Genomic DNA, 20,887 nt, shown 5'->3' with positions numbered 1-20,887 from the left:
GACCACTGATGGTCGAAGGTGACCGGCAGCGCATCGTAAATCCTGCGCGCGAAGGTAAATGCGGCGGGGAAGAAGCGGGTCAGGGCCGGGTCGTGCTGGCTGAGCAAAGGATACAGGGCTCCCTGACGGTTGCCGGATGCGCCTTTGGCGGGGGCATCGTCGGCGCAATAGAGCGTCACCTGCCAGCCGCGGCGCAGCAGCGCGAGCGACAGCAGGGCGCTGGCAATCCCGCCGCCGATAATCGCCACCTCGCGTTTTTCGCTGGCGGTGCGGGCAAACCACGGCGCGCGCGCGAGCAGGTTCAGCTCGCGGCTCATCTCGCCGATCAGCATCTCTCGCTTGCGGCCGAAGCCTTTATGCTTATGCATGGTGAAGCCGGCTTCCTGCAGGCCGCGACGCACGAAGCCCGCGGAGGTAAAGGTCGCCAGGGTCCCGCCCGGTTTTGCCAGCCGGGCCATGGCCGCGAAGAGCTCTGGCGTCCACATATCCGGGTTTTTTGCCGGCGCAAACCCGTCGAGAAACCAGGCGTCGACCTGCTGGTTGAGGGAGTCATCAAGCTCAAGGGTCAGCTCGTTGATATCGCCGAACCATAAATCGAGGGTCACGCGTCCGTCGTCAAGCAGCAGCCGGTGGCAGCCGGCAACGGGCAGCGGCCACTGGGCCTGCAGCTGCTCCGCCCACGGAGCCAGCTCCGGCCAGTGCCGGTGGGAGAGGGCCAGATCGGCGGCGGTGAGCGGAAATTTTTCGAAACTGATGAAATGTAATCTTTGCAGGGTAGCTTCGGGGTAGTCACGGTGAAAAACGTCGAACGCCTGCCACAGCGTAAGGAAGTTGAGGCCGGTGCCGAATCCGCTCTCCGCCACCACAAACAGCGGCTGGGAATGAACGGGAAAGCGTTCACCGAGGCGGTTGCCGCCGAGAAAAACGTAGCGGGTCTCTTCCAGACCGTTGTCATTGGAAAAGTACACGTCGCCGAAATCTCGGGAAACAGGTGTACCCTCAGCGTTGAATTCCAGGTTGGCAGGTTGTATGGCGTTTTGTTTCACGTAAGTTACTCGAATCTCAAGGCGTAGAACGATCTTAACGATGTGTGCCGGGAGGCGCAAATTTATACACAAAATGGCTGATCGGACTTGTTCGGCGTACAAGTGTACGCTATTGTGCGACTCGAAACTTAAAATAGTGCGACTTACAGAGGTATTGAATGAAACGTGCAGTTATTACTGGCTTGGGCATCGTTTCCAGCATCGGTAACAACCAGCAGGAAGTCCTGGCATCTCTGCGTGAAGGACGTTCAGGGATCACTTTCTCTCAGGAATTTCAAGATTCAGGTATGCGCAGCCACGTATGGGGCAACGTTAAGCTGGATACCACCGGTCTGATCGACCGTAAAGTGGTTCGCTTTATGAACGATGCCTCCATCTACGCCTATCTCTCAATGCAGCAGGCTGTAGAAGATGCTGGATTGAAAGAAGAAGTTTATCAAAATAACCCGCGCGTCGGTCTGATCGCCGGTTCCGGCGGCTCTTCAAAATACCAGGTGTTTGGCGCAGATGCGATGCGTAGCCCGCGCGGCCTGAAGGCCGTTGGCCCGTACGTGGTGACCAAAGCGATGGCCTCTGCCGTTTCTGCCTGCCTGGCCACGCCGTTCAAAATCCACGGCGTCAACTACTCTATCAGCTCCGCCTGTGCGACTTCCGCACACTGTATCGGCAATGCCGTAGAGCAGATTCAGCTGGGCAAACAGGATATCGTTTTTGCCGGCGGCGGCGAAGAGCTGTGCTGGGAAATGGCCTGCGAATTCGACGCAATGGGCGCGTTGTCCACCAAATACAACGAAACTCCGGACAAAGCGTCCCGTACCTATGATACGCACCGCGACGGTTTCGTTATCGCTGGCGGCGGCGGTATGGTTGTCGTTGAAGAGCTGGAGCACGCTCTGGCGCGCGGCGCACACATTTATGCGGAAATCGTCGGCTACGGCGCAACGTCCGATGGCGCCGACATGGTTGCCCCGTCTGGCGAAGGCGCAGTCCGCTGCATGCACATGGCGATGCAGGGCGTTGACACCCCGATTGATTACCTGAACTCCCACGGTACCTCAACGCCGGTTGGCGACGTGAAAGAGCTGGGCGCAATCCGTGAAGTCTTCGGCGATAACAGCCCGGCAATCTCCGCAACGAAAGCGATGACCGGCCACTCGCTGGGCGCCGCTGGCGTACAGGAAGCGATCTACTCTCTGCTGATGCTGGAACACGGCTTTATCGCCCCAAGCATCAACATCGACGAGATGGACGAGCAGGCCGCAGGCCTGAACATCGTGACTAAGCCGACCGAACGTGCGCTGACCACCGTGATGTCCAACAGCTTCGGTTTTGGCGGCACCAACGCCACCCTGGTGATGCGTAAACACGACGCATAGTCAGTCAGTAATTGAAAAGGGAGCCAGCAGGCTCCCTTTTTGCATTATTGAGAGAGCCTGGCGCAGGGAGGTACACTCACCTCGTCTTATTCTGCGAACTGGAGTAAAGCATGTCCGCAGCGACAAAAACAACGAATCTCTCTTCGGCGAATATTTCGCTATTTCGCATTACGTTCTCCGTCTTTCTGACCTACATGACCGTCGGCCTTCCGCTGCCGGTGATCCCTCTTTTTGTGCACCACGAGCTCGGTTTTGGCAACACGATGGTTGGCATCGCCGTTGGAATACAGTTTCTGGCGACGGTTCTGACGCGAGGCTACGCCGGTCGCCTCGCCGACCAGTACGGGGCGAAACGCTCGGTGCTGCAGGGGATGCTCGCCTGCGCGCTGGCCGGCGCCGCGTGGCTGCTGGCGGCGCTCCTGCCGGTATCGATTGTGGCGAAATTTGCGCTGCTGGTGCTGGGCCGGCTGATCCTTGGCTTTGGCGAAAGCCAGCTGCTAACCGGTAACCTGAGCTGGGGGCTGGGCCTCGTCGGGCCGACGCGCTCGGGGAAAGTCATGTCATGGAACGGAATGGCCATCTACGGATCGCTGGCGGCCGGCGCCCCGCTGGGGCTGCTGATTTACACGCAGTACGGCGTTGCCGTGCTGGCCTGCGTCACCATGGCGCTGCCGCTCCTTGCCCTCGCCATTAACGGCACGGTCCGCAAGGTTCCGGCGCACGGCGGCGAACGTCCGTCGCTGTGGAGCGTTGTCGGTATGATCTGGCGTCCGGGGATTGGCCTTGGCCTGCAGGGCGTCGGATTTGCGGTGATTGGTACCTTCGTCTCGCTCTATTTTGCCAGCAACGGCTGGGCGATGGCCGGCTTTACGTTGACCGCTTTTGGCGGCGCCTTCGTGCTGATGCGCATCCTGTTTGGCTGGATGCCCGATCGCTTCGGCGGGGTGAAGGTGGCGACGGTCTCGCTGCTGATTGAGGCCGCTGGCCTGACGCTGCTGTGGCTGGCGCCGGATGCCTGGACCGCCTTAGCCGGCGCCGCGCTGACCGGCTGCGGCTGCTCGCTTATCTTCCCGTCGCTGGGCGTGGAGGTGGTGAAGCGCGTTCCGCCACAGGTGCGGGGCACCGCGCTGGGGGGCTATGCGGCGTTCCAGGATATTTCATACGGTATTAGCGGCCCGCTGGCCGGACTGCTGGCGACGTCTCTGGGCTACTCGTCCGTCTTCCTGGCGGCGGCGGTCTGCGCCGCGCTGGGTATCGTCGTCACCCTGGTATCACTACGCAAGTAGGCCTATGGCTCGGCCCTCGGTGAGTGAGGGCCGGCCGCCTTGCGCGGGCGTTACCGTAACGGTGACATTAGCCGCCCCGTTTCTCTGGCGGCAGGCGCTACGCAACCATCAGCCATATCAGCGCCAGCGCGGCCAGCGCCAGCAGGATAAGCCACGGCTTTTTGAGCCGCACGCAGAGCGGGGTGGCCTCCGTTTGCAGCGAGGGGATCGCCAGGGTTTCCTGGGCGCGCGCCACCCGCAGCACGAAAACTTTGTTTAACAGCGTCAGTACCTGGCTGGAGCTCAGCGCCGACTGCGGCGTCACCTGCCAGCTATTGCGGGCAAAATCGGCGATCTTCTGCCACTCCTGCGCTTCAAGCGGCTGCTTCAGCGCGGCCTGCAGCGAGTTGAGCGTCGGGCTGGCCTGGGTGCTTAGCGTTTGCCGCGCCTGAAGCCAGTAGGAGAGCGGGGTAAAATGCGTTGCCGGGATCAGCTCGCCGGTTTTCACGCCGCACAGCTCCAGCATCGATTGCCAGATAAGCTTGCCGGGCTCGCCGGTTGCGGCGGCAAGGCGGGTCACCAGCTGATTCAGCGTGTTGTGTTCCGCCGGCAGCAGCGGGCGCAGCGTAGGCTGACGCTGTTGGGGCGCCGGAATCGACAGCCGGCCGTTTTGCAGCAGCTGCAGCACGTTCTCAAGCTGCTGCTGGGTCAGCGCGTGTAGCGTAGTTTGCCCATAATTCTGGCGAATATAATCGCTCACCGCCTGACGGTTGTTGCCCTGGCTCAGCAGCTCGCCGAGCTGCGCCAGAGTCTGACGGTGGCGATGGTTTTGCTGCGCAACGGTCAGGCGCTGGTTCAGGTGACTTTCGGCGGCGGCAAAGTGGCATGCCAGCAGCGGCGCATCGCCTTTCAGTCCCAGATCGTGCTTGATTCCGGCCCACACTTCCGCGTTCTGCTGCGATGTTAGCGCCACCAGGCGGGTGATCAGTCGCTCGAGAACGGTGCGTTGTTGGGTGGTCAGCGAAAGCTCCCCGGCGACGGGCGCACCGGAGGGAGCCGTCCCCGGAGGGCGATCGGACATACCTGAAACGGGTTGTGTCATGATTAATCCTTTCCGTATTACTGTACTGAGGCCCGGTGATGATGTTCCTGGCGGCGAGATTATGGCACACTTCCCCGGTTTACTCTCGTTCTCAGACAGGTACTGAACCGTGAAAATCCTCGTTGATGAAAATATGCCCTATGCCCGTGAGCTTTTTAGCCGTTTGGGCGAGGTGAGGGCGGTCCCCGGCCGCCCAATTCCGGCTGAAGCGCTGACCGATGCCGACGCGCTGATGGTCCGCTCCGTCACTAAAGTCAATGAAGCGCTGCTTGCCGGTAAGGCTATTCAGTTCGTCGGCACCGCGACCGCGGGCACCGATCATGTCGATCAGGCGTGGCTCCAGCAGGCGGGGATCGGATTTTCCGCCGCGCCGGGCTGCAACGCGATTGCGGTAGTTGAGTATGTTTTCTCGGCGCTGCTGATGCTGGCCGAGCGCGACGGCTTTGCGCTGACCGATCGTACCGTTGGGATCGTCGGGGTGGGCAACGTCGGCGGACGGCTGCAAAAACGTCTTGAAGCGCTGGGGATTAAAACGCTGCTTTGCGATCCGCCGCGCGCGGATCGCGGTGATGAGGGCGATTTCCGCAGCCTCGACGAGCTGGTTCAGCAGGCCGATGTGCTGACGTTCCACACGCCTTTATATAAAGAAGGGCAGTACAAGACGCTGCACCTCGCGGATGAGGCGCTGATTAGCCGCCTGAAGCCGGGAACGGTGTTAATTAACGCCTGCCGTGGTCCGGTGGTGGATAACGGCGCGCTGCTGAAGTGCCTGCAGGCCGGGCAGCCGCTGAGCGTGGTGCTGGACGTCTGGGAGCCGGAGCCGGATCTTAACCTTGAGCTGCTGGATCGCGTGGATATCGGTACCGCGCATATCGCGGGCTATACCCTTGAAGGGAAAGCGCGCGGGACGACCCAGGTGTTTGAAGCCTACAGCGCGTTTATCGGTCATCCGCAGCAGGTTGCGCTGGATACCCTGCTGCCGGCGCCGGAGTTTGGCCGTATCACCCTCCACGGCGCGCTCGATCAGGCAACCCTGAAAAGGCTGGTCCATTTGGTGTATGATGTGCGTCGCGACGATGCGCCGCTGCGAAAAGTGGCCGGTGCTGCGGGTGAATTTGACAAGCTGCGCAAAAATTACCAGGAACGCCGTGAATGGTCTTCGCTGTACGTACAGTGCAGCGATGAGCAGGCGGCGACGCTGTTGCGACAGCTCGGCTTTAATGCCATACATCATCCTGTTCGTTAATATCTTCTTAATGACCCTGTTGGATACTCCTGCAGGGTCGCTTTTTTCCGGAGTAAACCACCATGTCTGAAGGCTGGAATATTGCCATACTGGGCGCAACGGGCGCCGTTGGCGAAGCCCTGCTCGAAACCCTTGCTGAACGTCAGTTCCCGGTGGGTGATATTTACGCCCTGGCGCGTAACGAAAGCGCGGGCGAACATTTGCGCTTCAACGGTAAGTCGGTCATCGTACAGGACGCCGCGGAGTTTGACTGGACCCAGGCCCAGCTGGCCTTTTTCGCCGCCGGCGTCGAAGCTACGGCGGCCTATGTTGATGAGGCGACTAACGCTGGCTGTCTGGTTATCGACCTCAGCGGCCTGTTCGCGCTGGAGCCGGACGTTCCGCTGGTCGTGCCGGACGTCAACCCATTCGTACTGGCTGATTACCGCAATCGTAATGTTATTGCCGTGGCCAACAGCCTGACCAGCCAGCTGCTGGCCGCGCTGAAGCCGCTGATTGACGAAGGCGGCCTGTCGCGTATTCAGGTCACCAGCCTGCTCTCCGTTTCAGCCCGCGGTAAAAAAGCGGTTAGCGCGCTGGCAGGGCAGAGCGCTAAGCTGCTCAACGGCATGCCGATTGATGAAGATGATTACTTTGGCCGCCAGCTGGCGTTCAATATGCTGCCGCTGCTGCCCGATCGCGAAGGCAGCGTGCTGGAAGAGCGCCGTATCGTCGATGAAGTGCGGAAGATCCTCCAGGACGAAGGGCTGATGATCTCCGCAAGCGTGGTCCAGTCGCCGGTATTCTACGGCCATGCGCAGATGGTTAATTTCGAAGCCATGCGCCCGCTGGCCGCAGAAGAGGCGCGCGATGCCTTTGCGCGCGGGGAAGATATCGAGCTGTCCGAAGCGCACGAGTTCCCGACTCAGGTTGGCGACGCCTCCGGCACCACCCAGCTCTCCGTCGGCTGCGTACGCAACGATTACGGGATGCCGGAGCAGATTCAGTTCTGGTCCGTTGCCGACAACGTCCGCTTCGGCGGCGCGCTGATGGCGGTCAAAATCGCCGAGAAGCTGGTGCAGGAGTATTTTTACTGATGTCTGAGATGGAGCAGCTGCCGGTCTATAAAATCGCGCTGGGCATCGAGTACGACGGCAGTAAATATTACGGCTGGCAGCGGCAGAACGAAGTACGCAGCGTGCAGGAGAAGCTGGAAAAGGCGCTCTCGCAGGTGGCGAATGAACCGATTAACGTCTTCTGCGCGGGCCGCACCGACGCCGGCGTTCACGGCACCGGCCAGGTGGTGCATTTTGAAACGCGCGCGCTGCGTAAAGACGCGGCCTGGACGCTGGGCGTGAATGCGAATCTGCCTGGTGACATTGCCGTGCGTTGGGTGAAACATGTGCCGGACGCGTTCCACGCGCGCTTCAGCGCAACGGCGCGCCGCTACCGTTACGTTATCTATAACCACCGGCTGCGCCCGGGGGTATTAAGCCAGGGGGTGACCCATTATCACCAGCCCCTGGACGCCGAGCGGATGCAGCGCGCGGCGCAGTGCCTGCTGGGCGAGAATGATTTTACCTCGTTTCGCGCGCAGCAGTGCCAGTCGCGTACGCCCTGGCGCAACGTGAAGCATATTAGCGTTACGCGTTACGGCGCATATGTGGTGGTCGATATCAAAGCAAACGCCTTTGTACATCATATGGTAAGGAACATTGTCGGCAGCCTGATGGAAGTAGGGGCCGGTAACCAGCCAGAGAGCTGGATTGCAGAACTTCTGGCGGCAAAAGACAGGAAGCTAGCCGCCGCGACGGCCAAAGCCGAGGGATTGTATCTGGTGTCGGTTGATTATCCGGCCCATTTCGATCTGCCGGTGATGCCGATGGGCCCGCTGTTTCTGGCGGACTGACGTATACGCCTCATCCTTCAGGCCGCCGCTTTGCCGGCCGCGCTGGTTTTCCCGGGCCCGCTTTTTTGCGCGCGCTCCGGGAGCCGTCGCTCGGCCGCCTGGCTGCGCCGCGAAGGATTTTACGTATTGCTATTAAGGACTAAAACGGTATGGACCTGATCCGCTTTTTAATTGATTTCATCCTGCATATAGATGTACACCTGGCCGAACTGGTTGCCGAGTACGGTATCTGGGTTTATGCCATTCTGTTTTTGATTTTGTTTTGCGAAACGGGTCTGGTGGTGACACCGTTCCTGCCGGGAGATTCGCTGCTGTTTGTTGCCGGGGCGCTGTCTGCGCTGCCGACTAACGATCTGAACGTGCATCTGATGGTGGTGCTGATGGTTATCGCGGCGATTGTCGGCGATGCCCTGAACTACACGATCGGCCGGCTGTTCGGGGAAAAGCTCTTCAGTAATCCTGACTCAAAAATCTTCCGCCGCAGCTATCTGGACAAGACCCACGCGTTCTACGAGCGTCACGGCGGCAAAACCATTATCCTCGCTCGCTTCGTGCCGATTGTCAGAACCTTTGCGCCATTTGTGGCGGGAATGGGCCACATGTCCTATCGTCATTTTGCGGCCTATAACGTTGTTGGCGCGCTGCTGTGGGTGCTGCTGTTCACCTACGCGGGCTACCTGTTTGGCGATTTACCGATCGTCCAGGAAAACCTGAAGCTGCTGATTGTGGCTATTATTCTCCTGTCCGTGCTGCCGGGAGTGATTGAAATCATTCGCCACAAGCGCGCGGCGGCGAAGCAGTCAAAATAACTTCTGTAGCGTCATCTTCTTCGGGCAGAGCGCCGCCGCCCGAAGAGTGAAGTGTGAGCGGTACGACCACTTTTTTATCCCATGTGACGGGATGTTATGATTTAATGTGCAACATTCATGGTCTGTAAGGGTCAAAAATGGCATTATGCGCCCCTTACGACAAAACTGGCATCGACCAGGTTCAGGCAGAAAGGTTATCAATGAGCTGGATTGAACGAATTAAAAGCAATATAACTCCCACCCGCAAGGCAAGCATTCCTGAGGGTGTATGGACCAAGTGCGACAGTTGCGGTCAGGTATTGTACCGCGCAGAACTGGAGCGCAACCTGGAGGTTTGCCCTAAGTGCGATCACCATATGCGTATGTCGGCGCGTAATCGCCTGCATAGCCTGTTGGACGAAGGTTCCCTCGTGGAGCTGGGAAGCGAGCTCGAGCCGAAAGATGTGCTGAAGTTCCGCGATTCGAAAAAATACAAAGACCGCCTGGCGTCGGCTCAAAAAGAGACCGGCGAGAAAGATGCGCTGGTGGTCATGAAGGGCACCCTGTACGACATGCCGGTTGTCGCCGTTGCTTTTGAATTCGCCTTTATGGGCGGTTCGATGGGCTCGGTGGTAGGTGCGCGCTTCGTACGTGCCGTTGAGCAGGCGTTGGAAGACAACTGCCCGCTGGTTTGCTTCTCAGCGTCCGGCGGCGCGCGTATGCAGGAAGCGCTGATGTCGCTGATGCAGATGGCGAAAACGTCAGCCGCGCTGGCGAAAATGCAGGAGCGCGGTTTACCGTATATCTCGGTGCTGACCGACCCGACGATGGGCGGCGTATCGGCGAGCTTTGCGATGCTCGGCGATCTCAACATCGCGGAGCCGAAAGCGCTGATCGGCTTTGCCGGTCCTCGCGTTATCGAGCAAACCGTACGCGAAAAGCTGCCGCCAGGATTCCAGCGCAGCGAGTTCCTGATTGAAAAAGGGGCGATCGACATGATCGTACGTCGCCCTGAAATGCGCCTGAAGCTGGCCAGTATTCTGGCGAAGCTGATGAATCTCCCGGCACCGTGCCCGGAGGTTCCTCATGAAGGCGACGCGGTGCCGCCGGTACCGGATCAGGAACCAGAGGCCTGATAATGCAGAGGGCAGGCCTGACGGTGCTGCCCTTTTTTTATATTCAAATAGCTACGCGACATCATCCTGACCTGACCGCTTTGCGGCACGCTGAAGGATGAGCGTATTTACCGTTAACTCTTGCGGACATCATGGAAAAAGAACCTATTCCTCAGGCCACGTCGCCCCTGGCTACGTGGCTTTCTTATCTGGAGCATCTGCACAGCAAAACTATCGATCTCGGGCTGATGCGGGTGAACGAAGTTGCCGGACGGATGGCGGTAGTGAAACCCGCACCGTTCGTCTTTACGGTGGCGGGAACCAACGGTAAGGGGACCACCTGCCGTACGCTGGAGTCGGTGCTGATGGCGGCGGGCTATAGGGTCGGCGTCTACAGTTCCCCGCATCTGGTGCGCTATACCGAACGCGTTCGCGTGCAGGGAGAGGAGCTGCCGGAAGCGGCGCATACCGCCTCTTTCGCCGAAATCGAAGCCGCGCGCGGTGAAATCTCCCTGAGCTATTTTGAGTTCGGTACGCTCTCCGCGCTGTGGCTGTTTAAGCAGGCGCAGCTGGATGTCGTTATCCTTGAGGTCGGGCTCGGCGGTCGCCTTGATGCGACAAATATCGTTGATGCCGACGTGGCGGTGGTGACCAGCATTGCGCTCGATCATACCGACTGGCTGGGGCCGGATCGCGAAAGCATTGGTCGCGAAAAGGCCGGTATTTTCCGCTCAGGCCGGCCGGCCATCGTCGGTGAGCCGGATATGCCCCATACCATCGCCGACGTTGCGGCCGAAAAAGGCGCGGTGCTGCGGCGTCGCGGCGTCGACTGGCGCTACGCGAGCGGCGAGCAGGGGTGGGGTTTCAGCGACCAGCAGGGGACGCTGGCGGTACTGCCGCTGCCTCAGGTACCCATGCCGAATGCGGCTACGGCGCTTGCCGCACTGCGCGCCAGCGGGCTGACGGTGAGCGAGCAGGCGATTCGCGACGGCATTAGGCAGGCGATGCTGCCCGGGCGTTTCCAGATAATTGGCGAGGCGCCGCGCGTGATCCTCGACGTTGCCCATAATCCGCACGCGGCGGCGTATCTGGCCGGGCGTCTCAAAAGCCTGCCGAAAACGGGGCGCGTGCTGGCGGTTATTGGTATGCTGCATGATAAGGATATTGCCGGTACGCTGGCAAACCTGATGGCTGAGATTGATTGCTGGTACTGCGCGCCGCTGGAAGGGCCGCGTGGAGCTACGGCGGAGCAGCTGCTGGAGCATTTGCGTACGGGGAGAGCCTGCGCAGACGTCGCTCAAGCATGGCATGCGGCCATGGCCGATGCCGGACCTGAAGATACGGTGCTGGTGTGTGGCTCATTCCACACGGTAGCGCACGTAATGGAAGAAATAGACGCGGGGAGAATCGGTGGCGAGTAAGTTTCAGAACCGTTTAGTCGGGACGATTGTGCTGGTGGCGCTGGGGGTCATTATTCTCCCGGGGCTGCTTGACGGTCAGAAAAAACACTATCAGGATGAGTTTGCGGCGATCCCGCTGGTGCCAAAACCGGGCGATCGCGATGAGCCTGATATGCTACCGGCGGCAACGCAGGCCTTGCCTGCCCAGCCTCCGGAAGGGGCGGCAGAAGAGGTGAGGGCCGGAAATGCGGCGGCGCCGTCGCTGGATCCGTCGCGCATCCCGGTAAACAATAACAGCTTTGACGATGTCCAGGAGCCGGTTGTCGCGCCCAAGCCGCAGCCGAAACCTCAGGCCCAGCCGAAGCCGCAACCTCAGCCGCAGCCTAAGCCGGTCGAGAAGCCTCAGCAGCCGCAGCAGCAGCAGCAAACTGTCGCCCAGACGCCGGCGCCGAAGCCAGCTGAAATTCCTGCGCCGACCGGCAGAGCCTACGTGGTGCAGCTGGGCGCGTTGAAAAATGCGGACAAGGTCAACGAAATCGTCGGTAAGCTGCGCTCCTCCGGGTTCAAGGTTTACACGTCGCCTTCAACGCCGGTGCAGGGGAAAATCACCCGTATTCTGGTTGGCCCTGATGCGTCGAAAGATAAGCTGAAAGGCCAGCTTGGGGATCTGAAGCAGCTGTCGGGTCTGAGCGGCGTGGTGATGGGATACACGCCAAACTAGCCTTGCTATTCAGTCTGATAGCGTTGAGAACGCCGAGGCTTGTGCCGGGCAATGAGGCATTCTTCCTTGTGCGGTCAGGGGCAGGCAGAACGGTGGGCCGTCGGGCCCTCCACCCCGCTTGCTGTCGGCGAGCGAAGGGGCTGAATCCCTTACCTGACGCGCCCTGCAGAGGCGAAAGGCAGTATGGCGTTGAATGTTTTTTCAGCGCCATTTTTATTTCTGTAGGGCACGGAAATCCCTACGCAAACGTTTTCTTTTTCTGTTAGAATGCGCCCCGAACCGGACGACAGGGCGTAAAATCGTAGGATGTATATGGTCTGGATTGATTACGCCATTATTGCGGTGATTGGTTTTTCCTGTCTGGTAAGCCTGATCCGCGGCTTTGTTCGTGAAGCGTTATCGCTGGTAACCTGGGGATGTGCTTTCTTTGTTGCCAGTCATTACTACACTTACCTGGCTGTCTGGTTCACGGGCTTTGAAGACGAAATGGTCCGCAATGGGATTGCTATCGCGATACTGTTTATCGCAACGCTTATCGTCGGCGCTATCGTTAACTATGTGATTAGCGCACTGGTAGAGAAAACCGGCCTGTCGGGTACCGACAGGGTGTTGGGGATCTGTTTTGGCGCCCTCCGCGGCGTGCTGATTGTCTCAGCGATCCTGTTCTTTCTCGATAGTTTTACCGGTATGGCGAAGAGCGAAGACTGGCAAAAGTCGGAGCTTATCCCGCAGTTCAGTTTCGTTATCAGATGGTTTTTTGACTATCTGCAGAGCTCGTCAAGTTTCTTGCCCAAAGCATAAGCGTTGGGATGTAGCTGAACGAGGAAAAGACGTATGTGCGGTATTGTCGGTATCGCCGGTGTTATGCCGGTCAACCAGTCGATTTATGACGCGTTAACGGTGCTCCAGCATCGTGGCCAGGATGCCGCAGGCATCATCACCATTGATGCAAATAATTGCTTCCGCTTGCGTAAGGCAAACGGGCTGGTGAGCGATATTTTTGAGGCTCGCCACATGCAGCGTATGCAGGGCAACATGGGGATCGGCCACGTCCGTTACCCTACGGCTGGCAGCTCCAGCGCCTCCGAGGCTCAGCCTTTCTACGTTAACTCGCCGTATGGCATTACGTTGGCGCATAACGGTAACCTGACCAACGCGCACGAGCTGCGTAAAAAGCTGTTTGAAGAAAAACGCCGCCACATCAACACCACCTCCGATTCTGAAATTCTGCTCAATATTTTCGCCAGCGAGCTGGATAACTTCCGCCATTATCCGCTGGAAGCCGACAATATCTTTGCGGCAATTGCGGCGACCAATCGGCAGATTCGCGGCGCCTATGCCTGCGTGGCGATGATTATCGGCCACGGTATGGTGGCGTTTCGCGATCCGAACGGTATTCGCCCGCTGGTGCTGGGCAAGCGCGATATTGGCGACGGCCGTACCGAATACATGGTGGCCTCCGAAAGCGTGGCGCTGGATACGCTGGGCTTCGAGTTCCTGCGCGACGTTGCGCCGGGTGAAGCGGTGTACATCACCGAAAAAGGCCAGCTGTTTACCCGCCAGTGCGCGGAGAACCCGGTCAGCAACCCGTGCCTCTTTGAGTACGTCTATTTTGCCCGTCCGGACTCCTTCATCGATAAGATCTCCGTCTACAGCGCGCGCGTGAATATGGGGACCAAGCTGGGCGAGAAGATTGCCCGCGAATGGGAAGATCTGGACATTGACGTGGTCATCCCGATTCCGGAAACCTCCTGCGACATCGCGCTGGAAATTGCCCGTATTCTCGACAAGCCTTATCGTCAGGGCTTCGTCAAAAACCGCTACGTCGGCCGTACTTTTATCATGCCGGGCCAGCAGCTGCGTCGTAAATCAGTACGTCGTAAGCTCAACGCTAACCGCGCCGAGTTCCGTGATAAAAACGTCCTGCTGGTCGATGACTCCATCGTTCGCGGCACCACCTCGGAACAGATTATCGAGATGGCGCGCGAAGCGGGCGCGAAGAAGGTCTATCTGGCCTCCGCTGCGCCGGAGATTCGCTTCCCGAACGTCTACGGCATCGATATGCCGACGGCCACCGAGCTGATTGCCCACGGTCGTGAAGTTGATGAAATTCGGCAGATCATCGGCGCTGACGGCCTAATCTTCCAGGATCTGAACGATCTGATCGACGCCGTGCGGGCCGAGAATCCCGATATTCAGCAGTTTGAGTGTTCGGTATTTAACGGCGTGTACGTCACTAAGGACGTCGATCAGCAGTACCTGGATTATCTCGACTCCCTGCGTAACGACGATGCCAAAGCGGTGCAGCGTCAGAACGAAGTGGAAAACTTAGAGATGCATAACGAAGGCTAAACCACGCCTTTGTTGTCAAAGCCCGCCGTCGTCAGACTGCGGGCTTTTTGTTTTTCGGGCCCCGGTTAGCGGGCCACCGGACTTGCGTCCGGTGCTATAATCCGGCAAAGTCTGCGACTCTAAGCAGAAGGGGCAACCATCGTGAAACGACTTATCATTGGAATTTCTGGCGCCAGCGGTGCCGTTTACGGCGTGCGGCTGCTCCAGATATTGCGCGATGTCGCGGATGTTGAAACCCATCTGATCATGAGCCAGGCGGCGCGGCAGACTCTGGCGCTGGAGACCGACTACTCGCTGCGTGAAGTTCAGGGGCTGGCCGACGTCGTCCACGATGCCCGCGATATCGCCGCCAGCATCTCTTCCGGCTCGTTTAAAACCGCCGGGATGGTGATACTACCCTGCTCGATGAAAACGCTTTCAGGCATTGTTCATAGCTATACCGATGGTCTGCTGACCCGCGCGGCGGACGTGGTGCTGAAAGAGCGTCGTCCGCTGGTGCTCTGCGTGCGCGAAACGCCGTTCCACCTCGGACACCTGCGTCTGCTGGTCCAGGCGGCGGAAATGGGCGCGGTTATCATGCCCCCGGTTCCGGCCTTCTATCATCGTCCGCAAACCCTGGACGACGTGATCAACCAGACGGTCAATCGCGTTATCGATCAGTTCGATATCACGCTGCCGCAGGACCTGTATGTCCGCTGGCAGGGGGCCTGATCGCGCACTAAAATAGTGCGCTTTATGATTCTTTGCGCCCCGATGGTGCAATTTTGTCGCCCCGATCAAATCCTCAACATTTAATTTGTTTTTTTGCGTTTCGACGCTGCGGTTTCTCCGTTAATACTGGTATCTTCCCTTTCAAGACAATCCTGCAACTTTATATTAACAAATTTAACGCTGTTTCCAGCACGCACTGAGAAAATGGCACAAAAACTGCAGGATACGTCGGCACTACACATAACTAACAACGCACCGCATAACAACATCACGACACTTAAGGGTATTGTATGAAGAAGACGATCCTGGCCCTCTCTTTAATTATGGGAATTAGCAGTGCTTCCAGCGTCTTTGCAGCTCTGCCGCAAAGCATCCGCATCGGTACCGATGCCACCTACGCGCCATTCTCCTCTAAGGACGCCAAAGGTGATTTCGTCGGCTTTGACATCGATTTGGGTAACGAACTCTGTTCGCGTATCAAGGTAAAATGTACCTGGGTAGGGAGTGATTTTGATTCACTGATCCCTTCGCTGAAGGCGAAGAAAATTGACGCCATCATCTCTTCATTATCGATTACCGAAAAACGTCAGCAGGAGATAGCCTTCTCTGACAAGCTGTATGCCGCAGACTCCCGTCTGATTGCGCCGAAAGGCTCCCCCATCCAGCCGACCCTGGAGTCGCTGAAGGGCAAGCACGTTGGCGTACTGCAGGGCTCTACTCAGGAGTCTTACGGTAACGAACGCTGGCGCAGTAAAGGCGTAGACGTGGTGGCCTATCAGAACCAGGACCTGATCTATTCTGACCTCGCCGCCGGCCGCCTTGACGCCGCGCTGCAGGATGAAGTAGCCGCCAGCGAAGGGTTCCTCAAACAGCCTGCAGGTAAAGATTTCGCCTTTGCCGGTCCCTCAGTCAAAGACAAACAGTTCTTCGGTGATGGCACCGGCATTGGCCTGCGTAAGACGGACGGCGAGCTGAAGGCCGCCTTCGACAAAGCGTTGGGCGAAATGCGTAAAGACGGCACCTACGACAAGATGGCGAAGAAGTACTTCGACTTTAACGTTTACGGTGACTAAGCATGCCGCGGGCCCGGTATACCGGGCCCTTTAGCGTGGCGATAGCTATCGATGCCCCCTATTGGTGCATTCGTCGTGTCGGCGTCTCCTTTTGGTGCAAAAAATGCATAGTTAAGCGTTTCTGATGCGAAAAAATTTGCTCCCCGGCGCAGAAAGTTTTGCCATATCGGGGAGAAAAGTGGCACGATAACTGGCTTAAGTACTTCTAATAAACCCATTAGAATGACAGTTTGTTGAGGATAGTTATGAAAAAACTGGCGTTGTCTCTTTCCTTAGCGCTGGCCCTTTCCAGCGTTTCCACGGTATTCGCAGCAATTCCGCAAAAGGTTCGTATCGGTACAGATCCCACTTATGCCCCGTTTGAATCGAAAAATGCGCAGGGTGAGTTGATTGGTTTTGACATCGATCTGGCCAAAGAGCTGTGTAAGCGCATCAATACGCAATGTACCTTCGTTGAAAACCCGCTGGATGCGCTGATCCCCTCTTTAAAAGCGAAGAAAATCGATGCGATTATGTCTTCGCTTTCTATTACTGAAAAACGCCAGCAGGAAATTGCTTTCACCGACAAACTTTATGCTGCGGATTCCCGCCTGGTGGTGAAAAAGGGCAGCGATATCACGCCGGATCTGACTCGCCTGAAGGGCAAGCGTATTGGCGTGCTGCAGGGCACCACCCAGGAAACTTACGGCAACGAGCACTGGGCGCCAAAAGGGATTGAGATTGTCTCCTATCAGGGCCAGGACAATATCTATTCCGACCTGACCGCTGGCCGCATTGACGCTGCGTTCCAGGATGAAGTGGCCGCAAGCGAAGGCTTCCTCAAGCAGCCGGTAGGTAAAGACTATCAGTTCGGCGGCCCGTCCATTAAGGACGAGAAGCTGTTTGGCGTCGGCACCGGCATGGGCCTGCGTAAAGACGACAACGAGCTGCGTGAAGCGCTGAACAAAGCCTTCGCTGAAATGCGCAAAGATGGCACCTACGACAAGCTGGCGAAAAAATATTTCGATTTTAACGTGTACGGCGACTAACCATCACGCGTACGCCACCGCGCGTCTCTTTGCGCGCGGTGGTCGATGATAGACAGGGCAGACAGCATGCTGTACGGGTTTTCACAGGTAATATTGCAGGGCGCTCTTGTCACGCTGGAGCTGGCCCTTAGTTCGGTTGTGCTGGCGGTCCTGATTGGTCTGGCCGGCGCCGGCGCGAAGCTATCGAGCAATCGACCGCTGGCGCTGGTATTTGAAGGCTACACCACTTTAATTCGCGGCGTGCCGGATCTGGTGCTGATGCTGCTGATTTTCTACGGGCTGCAGATTGCGCTCAACACGCTCACCGATGCGCTGGGGATGTCGCAGTTTGATATCGACCCGATGATTGCAGGCATCATCACGCTGGGCTTTATCTACGGCGCGTACTTTACGGAAACCTTCCGTGGCGCCTTCCTCGCGGTACCGAAAGGACATATCGAAGCGGCGACCGCCTTTGGTTTCAGCGGCGGACAGACGTTTCGGCGCATTCTGTTCCCGGCGATGATGCGCTATGCGCTGCCGGGGATCGGCAACAACTGGCAGGTTATCCTGAAAGCCACGGCGCTGGTTTCGCTGCTGGGGCTGGAAGATGTGGTGAAAGCGACGCAGCTGGCGGGGAAAAGCACCTGGCAGCCGTTCTATTTTGCCATCGTCTGTGGCCTGATTTATCTCGTATTTACAACGATTTCCAATGGTGTGCTGCTGCTGCTTGAACGCCGTTATACCGTGGGCGTGAAGAGGGCTGACCTGTGATTGAGATTATTCAGGAGTACTGGAAATCCCTGCTGTGGACCGACGGCTACCGCTTTACCGGCGTCGCCATCACCCTGTGGCTGTTAATCTCCTCGGTGGTGATGGGCGGCGTGCTGGCGATTTTTCTCGCCATCGGGCGCGTCTCCAGCAATAAGTACATTCAGTTTCCGATCTGGCTTTTTACCTATATTTTCCGCGGTACGCCGCTCTACGTGCAGCTGCTGGTGTTTTACTCCGGTATGTATACGCTGGAAATTGTCAAAGGTACCGAGCTGCTGAACGCCTTCTTCCGCAGCGGCCTCAACTGTACGGTGCTGGCGCTGACGCTGAATACCTGTGCCTATACGACGGAGATTTTTGCCGGGGCGATTCGTTCGGTTCCCGCCGGTGAAATTGAAGCGGCGCGGGCGTATGGTTTTTCATCGGTCAAGCTGTATCGCTGCATTATTCTCCCCTCCGCGCTGCGCATCGCGCTGCCGGCGTACAGTAATGAAGTGATTCTGATGCTGCACTCCACCGCGCTGGCCTTTACCGCTACGGTGCCGGATCTGCTGAAAATTGCCCGTGATATTAACTCGGCGACCTATCAGCCGTTTACCGCCTTCGGCATTGCCGCGGTGCTGTACTTAATTATCTCGTATGTGCTGATTAGCCTGTTCCGCAAGGCGGAAAAGCGCTGGCTACAGCATATAAAACCTTCTTCGACGCACTGAGAACGCCATGTCCGACAATAAATTAAACGTTATCGATCTCCATAAACGTTACGGCGAGCATGAGGTGCTGAAAGGTGTCTCGATGCGGGCAGAAGCCGGGGACGTTATCAGCATCATCGGCTCATCGGGTTCCGGTAAAAGTACCTTTTTGCGCTGCATTAACTTCCTTGAGAAACCGAGTGAAGGCACGATCGTTGTTAGCGGGCAGAATATTGGCCTGGTGCGCGATAAGGATGGTCAGCTCAAGGTTGCGGATAAAAACCAGCTGCGCCTGCTGCGCACCCGTCTGACGATGGTATTCCAGCATTTCAACCTGTGGAGCCACATGACGGTGCTGGAAAACGTCATGGAAGCGCCCATTCAGGTGCTGGGGCTGAGCAAGCAGGAAGCGCGAGTGCGGGCAGAGAAGTACCTGGCGAAAGTCGGTATTGACGAGCGTCAGCAGATCAAATATCCGGTGCATCTCTCCGGCGGTCAGCAGCAGCGCGTTTCCATTGCGCGGGCGCTGGCGATGGAGCCTGAAGTCCTTCTGTTCGACGAACCGACCTCCGCGCTTGACCCTGAGCTGGTGGGGGAAGTGCTGCGCATTATGCAGCAGCTGGCGGAAGAGGGAAAAACGATGGTGGTGGTGACCCACGAAATGGGCTTCGCCCGCCACGTTTCCTCGCACGTTATTTTCCTCCATCAGGGGAAAATTGAAGAGGAAGGCCATCCTGACGAGCTTTTCGGTAATCCGAAAAGCCCGCGTCTGCAGCAGTTCCTCAAGGGTTCGTTGAAGTAAATTTCACGTTCTCCCCGGCGGGGTTAACCCTGCCGGGACAGGATCGGCGCTCCAGGCGATAGATCCAGTCATCGTAGTCAACGCCGTCCAGATGCCAGGCCTTCTCGAGGATCTGGATCCGCCGGAAACCGTGCTTTTCCAGCAGCCGCGAAGAACCTGAATTATCCCCGATGACCCACGCATTAATCGCGTTAACGCCGAGCCGGGCAAATCCATAGCGGCAAATTTCCTCCAGCGCTTCGCTGGCATAGCCATGACCCTGAGCCTCAGGCAGCAGGGCGTAGCCGACGTCGGCTTCGTGCGGATTTTTACTGCTGATGCGCAGGCCGATGTCGCCAAGGGCCTTGCCGCAGCCATCGCGAAGTACGAATACGCCGGATGCTTCGCGCCGCGCATTGAAGACGTTTCGCAGCGCCTCCTCGTCAAGGATCGGCCCCATAAAGCGCATCACCTGAGGGTCGCTGCGCAGGCGCAGGAAAAAGGGCCAGTCGGATTCGGTGAACGGGGAGAGCACCAGGCGCGAGGTGGTTAGCGTAATCATAAGCGGGCCATGACGGGGGATCGTCCGTTAACCTTAACACCAGAAAGTCCCGGATAACACGATCCTGTCCCGATCGTTGCGGCGGTTACTCGGCACTCGGAGAGGCTGGCTGCGGCTTGTCGAGCCCGTGAAAATAGTGCATCACGGTTTCGCTCTGCTGAGAGGCCCGCAGCTGCAGGGCCAGATTCAGGCTGTCGAGGACCTCCGCGTGTACCACCAGCGGTGAGTCTGCCGCAATTCTCGCTTCCGCGACCAGCCAGCTGACAATGGTTTTCCAGCGCCACAGCGGCGAGTTGCCTTTTACGCGCTGTACGGGACCGGGGAATTTGCCGGAGCCGCGCGCCCCGTCTTTCAGCAGGGCAACGGCCTGTCGTGAAAGACCGGTGAGTTCGGCGATATCGCTTAGGCCCACCAGCGTGGCGTCAACGGACTCGACCCGGGCGTTCAGCTTCGATGCGGATTCGATGTTATCGATGGCAGACAGAATCGCCCGTTCGAGCGATTCGCTTTCGCGATCGAACTCCAGATACACCGCCGTTCCGTAAAAACAAACCAGCGCGTCGGCACAGCCGGCGCGATACAGCGCGTCCTCGAGATCCGGCGTGTGGGCGCTAACGCCTGATAGCGTCAGGGTAAAATTATAGAGGGTCATAGTTTGCGATCCTTATGATTAAACCAGGCCGTCGACGTTGAACGACAGCGGTCGACGATCCTGATAATTTGCCTCGCGTGGTTCTCGGGAACGGCAGGAGTTGACCAGATGCTCATCATGTGTTCGCGATGATTGGCCGTACCGCACATGAGCCGTCCGAAGCAGTGCGCGCTTTTCCCGCCAGCAATAAAAATCCACCCCCGGGCGCGAGCATAGTCGATGGCTGCCCTAATGTGCTTATCCGGATGTTCCTTCATCAATGTGTCCTCTGATACTGAGCGTTATGTTGACGGATGTCAACAGTGTTGTGCTGAAAAAACAAACACCGGGACGTTA

General features: G+C 58.0%; 23 protein-coding genes. 17 read left to right on the top strand and 6 right to left on the bottom strand.

Going from position 1 to position 20,887, the window contains the following annotated elements:
- Positions 1-1,046, bottom strand: a 1,046-nt coding sequence (mnmC2, locus tag PFH44_RS06175; protein ID WP_283824576.1) for a tRNA (5-methylaminomethyl-2-thiouridine)(34)-methyltransferase MnmC2, incomplete at its 3' end; no start/stop codon positions are given.
- A 158-nt stretch (positions 1,047-1,204) separates the two neighbouring features.
- On the opposite strand from mnmC2, the gene fabB reads away from it, so the two are divergent.
- A complete protein-coding gene (gene fabB, locus PFH44_RS06170; RefSeq protein ID WP_045856114.1) occupies positions 1,205-2,422 on the top strand; it encodes a beta-ketoacyl-ACP synthase I in 1,218 nt (405 codons plus the stop codon).
- A gap of 110 nt (positions 2,423-2,532) precedes the next feature.
- Positions 2,533-3,708, top strand: coding sequence for an MFS transporter (locus tag PFH44_RS06165; protein ID WP_283824575.1), 1,176 nt, complete (start codon positions 2,533-2,535; stop codon positions 3,706-3,708).
- A gap of 97 nt (positions 3,709-3,805) precedes the next feature.
- On the opposite strand, the gene flk is transcribed toward PFH44_RS06165, so the two are convergent.
- On the bottom strand, positions 3,806-4,789 hold the full coding sequence (flk, locus tag PFH44_RS06160; RefSeq protein ID WP_283824574.1) for a flagella biosynthesis regulator Flk: 984 nt from the start codon (positions 4,787-4,789) through the stop codon (positions 3,806-3,808).
- 109 nt (positions 4,790-4,898) lie between these two features.
- Here flk and pdxB point away from each other — a divergent pair, with 109 nt between their 5' ends.
- The 10 genes from pdxB (at position 4,899) to PFH44_RS06110 (ending at position 15,010) form a co-directional block, all read left to right on the top strand.
- Positions 4,899-6,035, top strand: coding sequence for a 4-phosphoerythronate dehydrogenase PdxB (pdxB, locus tag PFH44_RS06155; protein ID WP_076945809.1), 1,137 nt, complete (start codon positions 4,899-4,901; stop codon positions 6,033-6,035).
- 62 nt (positions 6,036-6,097) lie between these two features.
- Positions 6,098-7,111 (top strand): aspartate-semialdehyde dehydrogenase, encoded by a 1,014-nt coding sequence (locus PFH44_RS06150; RefSeq protein WP_045856106.1) that lies wholly within the window; start codon positions 6,098-6,100, stop codon positions 7,109-7,111.
- Positions 7,111-7,923 (top strand): tRNA pseudouridine(38-40) synthase TruA, encoded by an 813-nt coding sequence (gene truA / locus PFH44_RS06145; RefSeq protein WP_045856104.1) that lies wholly within the window; start codon positions 7,111-7,113, stop codon positions 7,921-7,923. Before PFH44_RS06150 ends, truA begins: the two co-directional genes overlap by 1 nt.
- 149 nt (positions 7,924-8,072) lie before the next feature.
- Positions 8,073-8,732, top strand: coding sequence for a DedA family protein (locus PFH44_RS06140; RefSeq protein WP_045856102.1), 660 nt, complete (start codon positions 8,073-8,075; stop codon positions 8,730-8,732).
- 200 nt (positions 8,733-8,932) lie between these two features.
- The gene (gene accD / locus PFH44_RS06135; protein WP_041146597.1) at positions 8,933-9,847 is read left to right on the top strand and encodes an acetyl-CoA carboxylase, carboxyltransferase subunit beta; all 915 of its coding nucleotides are present in this window, start codon (positions 8,933-8,935) and stop codon (positions 9,845-9,847) included.
- Between the two features lie 131 nt (positions 9,848-9,978).
- Positions 9,979-11,247 (top strand): bifunctional tetrahydrofolate synthase/dihydrofolate synthase, encoded by a 1,269-nt coding sequence (gene folC / locus PFH44_RS06130; RefSeq protein WP_283824573.1) that lies wholly within the window; start codon positions 9,979-9,981, stop codon positions 11,245-11,247.
- Positions 11,237-11,947 carry a cell division protein DedD gene (gene dedD, locus PFH44_RS06125; RefSeq protein WP_045856097.1) on the top strand — a complete coding sequence of 237 codons (711 nt, stop codon included), beginning with the start codon at positions 11,237-11,239 and terminating at the stop codon, positions 11,945-11,947. The genes folC and dedD overlap by 11 nt, the downstream gene beginning before the upstream one ends.
- 312 nt (positions 11,948-12,259) lie before the next feature.
- Positions 12,260-12,748 carry a colicin V production protein gene (cvpA, locus tag PFH44_RS06120; protein WP_041147709.1) on the top strand — a complete coding sequence of 163 codons (489 nt, stop codon included), beginning with the start codon at positions 12,260-12,262 and terminating at the stop codon, positions 12,746-12,748.
- 33 nt (positions 12,749-12,781) lie between these two features.
- Positions 12,782-14,299 carry an amidophosphoribosyltransferase gene (gene purF / locus PFH44_RS06115; RefSeq protein WP_045856095.1) on the top strand — a complete coding sequence of 506 codons (1,518 nt, stop codon included), beginning with the start codon at positions 12,782-12,784 and terminating at the stop codon, positions 14,297-14,299.
- 141 nt (positions 14,300-14,440) lie between these two features.
- Positions 14,441-15,010, top strand: coding sequence for a UbiX family flavin prenyltransferase (locus PFH44_RS06110; protein ID WP_283824572.1), 570 nt, complete (start codon positions 14,441-14,443; stop codon positions 15,008-15,010).
- A gap of 80 nt (positions 15,011-15,090) precedes the next feature.
- Here PFH44_RS06110 and PFH44_RS06105 read toward each other — a convergent pair whose 3' ends face one another.
- Positions 15,091-15,252, bottom strand: a complete 162-nt coding sequence (locus tag PFH44_RS06105) for a hypothetical protein (protein ID WP_161795682.1) — start codon at positions 15,250-15,252, stop codon at positions 15,091-15,093.
- A 48-nt stretch (positions 15,253-15,300) separates the two neighbouring features.
- On the opposite strand from PFH44_RS06105, the gene argT reads away from it, so the two are divergent.
- The 5 genes from argT (at position 15,301) to hisP (ending at position 19,358) form a co-directional block, all read left to right on the top strand.
- Positions 15,301-16,083, top strand: a complete 783-nt coding sequence (gene argT, locus PFH44_RS06100) for a lysine/arginine/ornithine ABC transporter substrate-binding protein ArgT (RefSeq protein WP_045856090.1) — start codon at positions 15,301-15,303, stop codon at positions 16,081-16,083.
- Between the two features lie 245 nt (positions 16,084-16,328).
- Positions 16,329-17,111 carry a histidine ABC transporter substrate-binding protein HisJ gene (hisJ, locus tag PFH44_RS06095; protein WP_041146591.1) on the top strand — a complete coding sequence of 261 codons (783 nt, stop codon included), beginning with the start codon at positions 16,329-16,331 and terminating at the stop codon, positions 17,109-17,111.
- 66 nt (positions 17,112-17,177) lie between these two features.
- Positions 17,178-17,864, top strand: a complete 687-nt coding sequence (locus PFH44_RS06090; RefSeq protein ID WP_041146590.1) for a histidine ABC transporter permease HisQ — start codon at positions 17,178-17,180, stop codon at positions 17,862-17,864.
- The gene (locus tag PFH44_RS06085) at positions 17,861-18,577 is read left to right on the top strand and encodes an ABC transporter permease (RefSeq protein WP_045856087.1); all 717 of its coding nucleotides are present in this window, start codon (positions 17,861-17,863) and stop codon (positions 18,575-18,577) included. The genes PFH44_RS06090 and PFH44_RS06085 overlap by 4 nt, the downstream gene beginning before the upstream one ends.
- A gap of 7 nt (positions 18,578-18,584) precedes the next feature.
- Complete coding sequence (gene hisP / locus PFH44_RS06080) at positions 18,585-19,358, top strand: histidine ABC transporter ATP-binding protein HisP (protein ID WP_041146588.1); 774 nt, start codon at positions 18,585-18,587, stop codon at positions 19,356-19,358.
- Here the strand turns inward: hisP and PFH44_RS06075 are convergent.
- The 3 genes from PFH44_RS06075 to PFH44_RS06065 form a co-directional block, all read right to left on the bottom strand.
- On the bottom strand, positions 19,339-19,899 hold the full coding sequence (locus PFH44_RS06075) for a GNAT family N-acetyltransferase (protein WP_045856085.1): 561 nt from the start codon (positions 19,897-19,899) through the stop codon (positions 19,339-19,341). The two genes, hisP and PFH44_RS06075, sit on opposite strands and share 20 nt — an antisense overlap.
- A gap of 85 nt (positions 19,900-19,984) precedes the next feature.
- The gene (locus PFH44_RS06070) at positions 19,985-20,551 is read right to left on the bottom strand and encodes a helix-turn-helix transcriptional regulator (protein ID WP_283824571.1); all 567 of its coding nucleotides are present in this window, start codon (positions 20,549-20,551) and stop codon (positions 19,985-19,987) included.
- Positions 20,548-20,808: a hypothetical protein gene (locus tag PFH44_RS06065; RefSeq protein WP_045856081.1), complete on the bottom strand. Its 261-nt coding sequence runs from the start codon at positions 20,806-20,808 to the stop codon at positions 20,548-20,550. Before PFH44_RS06065 ends, PFH44_RS06070 begins: the two co-directional genes overlap by 4 nt.
- Positions 20,809-20,887 lie beyond the last annotated feature (79 nt).

It is taken from the genome of Klebsiella sp. Ech2A (assembly GCF_030078455.1).
GTDB classification, from domain to species: domain Bacteria; phylum Pseudomonadota; class Gammaproteobacteria; order Enterobacterales; family Enterobacteriaceae; genus Klebsiella; species Klebsiella terrigena.
The sequence above is the reverse complement of the archived record's forward strand: the minus strand, read 5'-3'. Positions and strand labels throughout refer to the sequence as shown.

Bases quoted from the DNA above. Each gene is read 5' to 3' on its own strand.
- PFH44_RS06065 (WP_045856081.1), bottom strand. From the start codon at position 20,808: ATGAAGGAACATCCGGATAAGCACATTAGGGCAGCCATCGACTATGCT.
- cvpA (WP_041147709.1), top strand. From the start codon at position 12,260: ATGGTCTGGATTGATTACGCCATTATTGCGGTGATTGGTTTTTCCTGT.
- fabB (WP_045856114.1), top strand. From the start codon at position 1,205: ATGAAACGTGCAGTTATTACTGGCTTGGGCATCGTTTCCAGCATCGGT.
- hisJ (WP_041146591.1), top strand. From the start codon at position 16,329: ATGAAAAAACTGGCGTTGTCTCTTTCCTTAGCGCTGGCCCTTTCCAGC.
- PFH44_RS06070 (WP_283824571.1), bottom strand. From the start codon at position 20,551: ATGACCCTCTATAATTTTACCCTGACGCTATCAGGCGTTAGCGCCCAC.
- accD (WP_041146597.1), top strand. From the start codon at position 8,933: ATGAGCTGGATTGAACGAATTAAAAGCAATATAACTCCCACCCGCAAG.
- flk (WP_283824574.1), bottom strand. From the start codon at position 4,789: ATGACACAACCCGTTTCAGGTATGTCCGATCGCCCTCCGGGGACGGCT.
- argT (WP_045856090.1), top strand. From the start codon at position 15,301: ATGAAGAAGACGATCCTGGCCCTCTCTTTAATTATGGGAATTAGCAGT.
- PFH44_RS06075 (WP_045856085.1), bottom strand. From the start codon at position 19,899: ATGATTACGCTAACCACCTCGCGCCTGGTGCTCTCCCCGTTCACCGAA.
- purF (WP_045856095.1), top strand. From the start codon at position 12,782: ATGTGCGGTATTGTCGGTATCGCCGGTGTTATGCCGGTCAACCAGTCG.
- PFH44_RS06090 (WP_041146590.1), top strand. From the start codon at position 17,178: ATGCTGTACGGGTTTTCACAGGTAATATTGCAGGGCGCTCTTGTCACG.
- truA (WP_045856104.1), top strand. From the start codon at position 7,111: ATGTCTGAGATGGAGCAGCTGCCGGTCTATAAAATCGCGCTGGGCATC.
- folC (WP_283824573.1), top strand. From the start codon at position 9,979: ATGGAAAAAGAACCTATTCCTCAGGCCACGTCGCCCCTGGCTACGTGG.
- PFH44_RS06140 (WP_045856102.1), top strand. From the start codon at position 8,073: ATGGACCTGATCCGCTTTTTAATTGATTTCATCCTGCATATAGATGTA.
- PFH44_RS06165 (WP_283824575.1), top strand. From the start codon at position 2,533: ATGTCCGCAGCGACAAAAACAACGAATCTCTCTTCGGCGAATATTTCG.
- PFH44_RS06105 (WP_161795682.1), bottom strand. From the start codon at position 15,252: ATGTGTAGTGCCGACGTATCCTGCAGTTTTTGTGCCATTTTCTCAGTG.
- PFH44_RS06150 (WP_045856106.1), top strand. From the start codon at position 6,098: ATGTCTGAAGGCTGGAATATTGCCATACTGGGCGCAACGGGCGCCGTT.
- hisP (WP_041146588.1), top strand. From the start codon at position 18,585: ATGTCCGACAATAAATTAAACGTTATCGATCTCCATAAACGTTACGGC.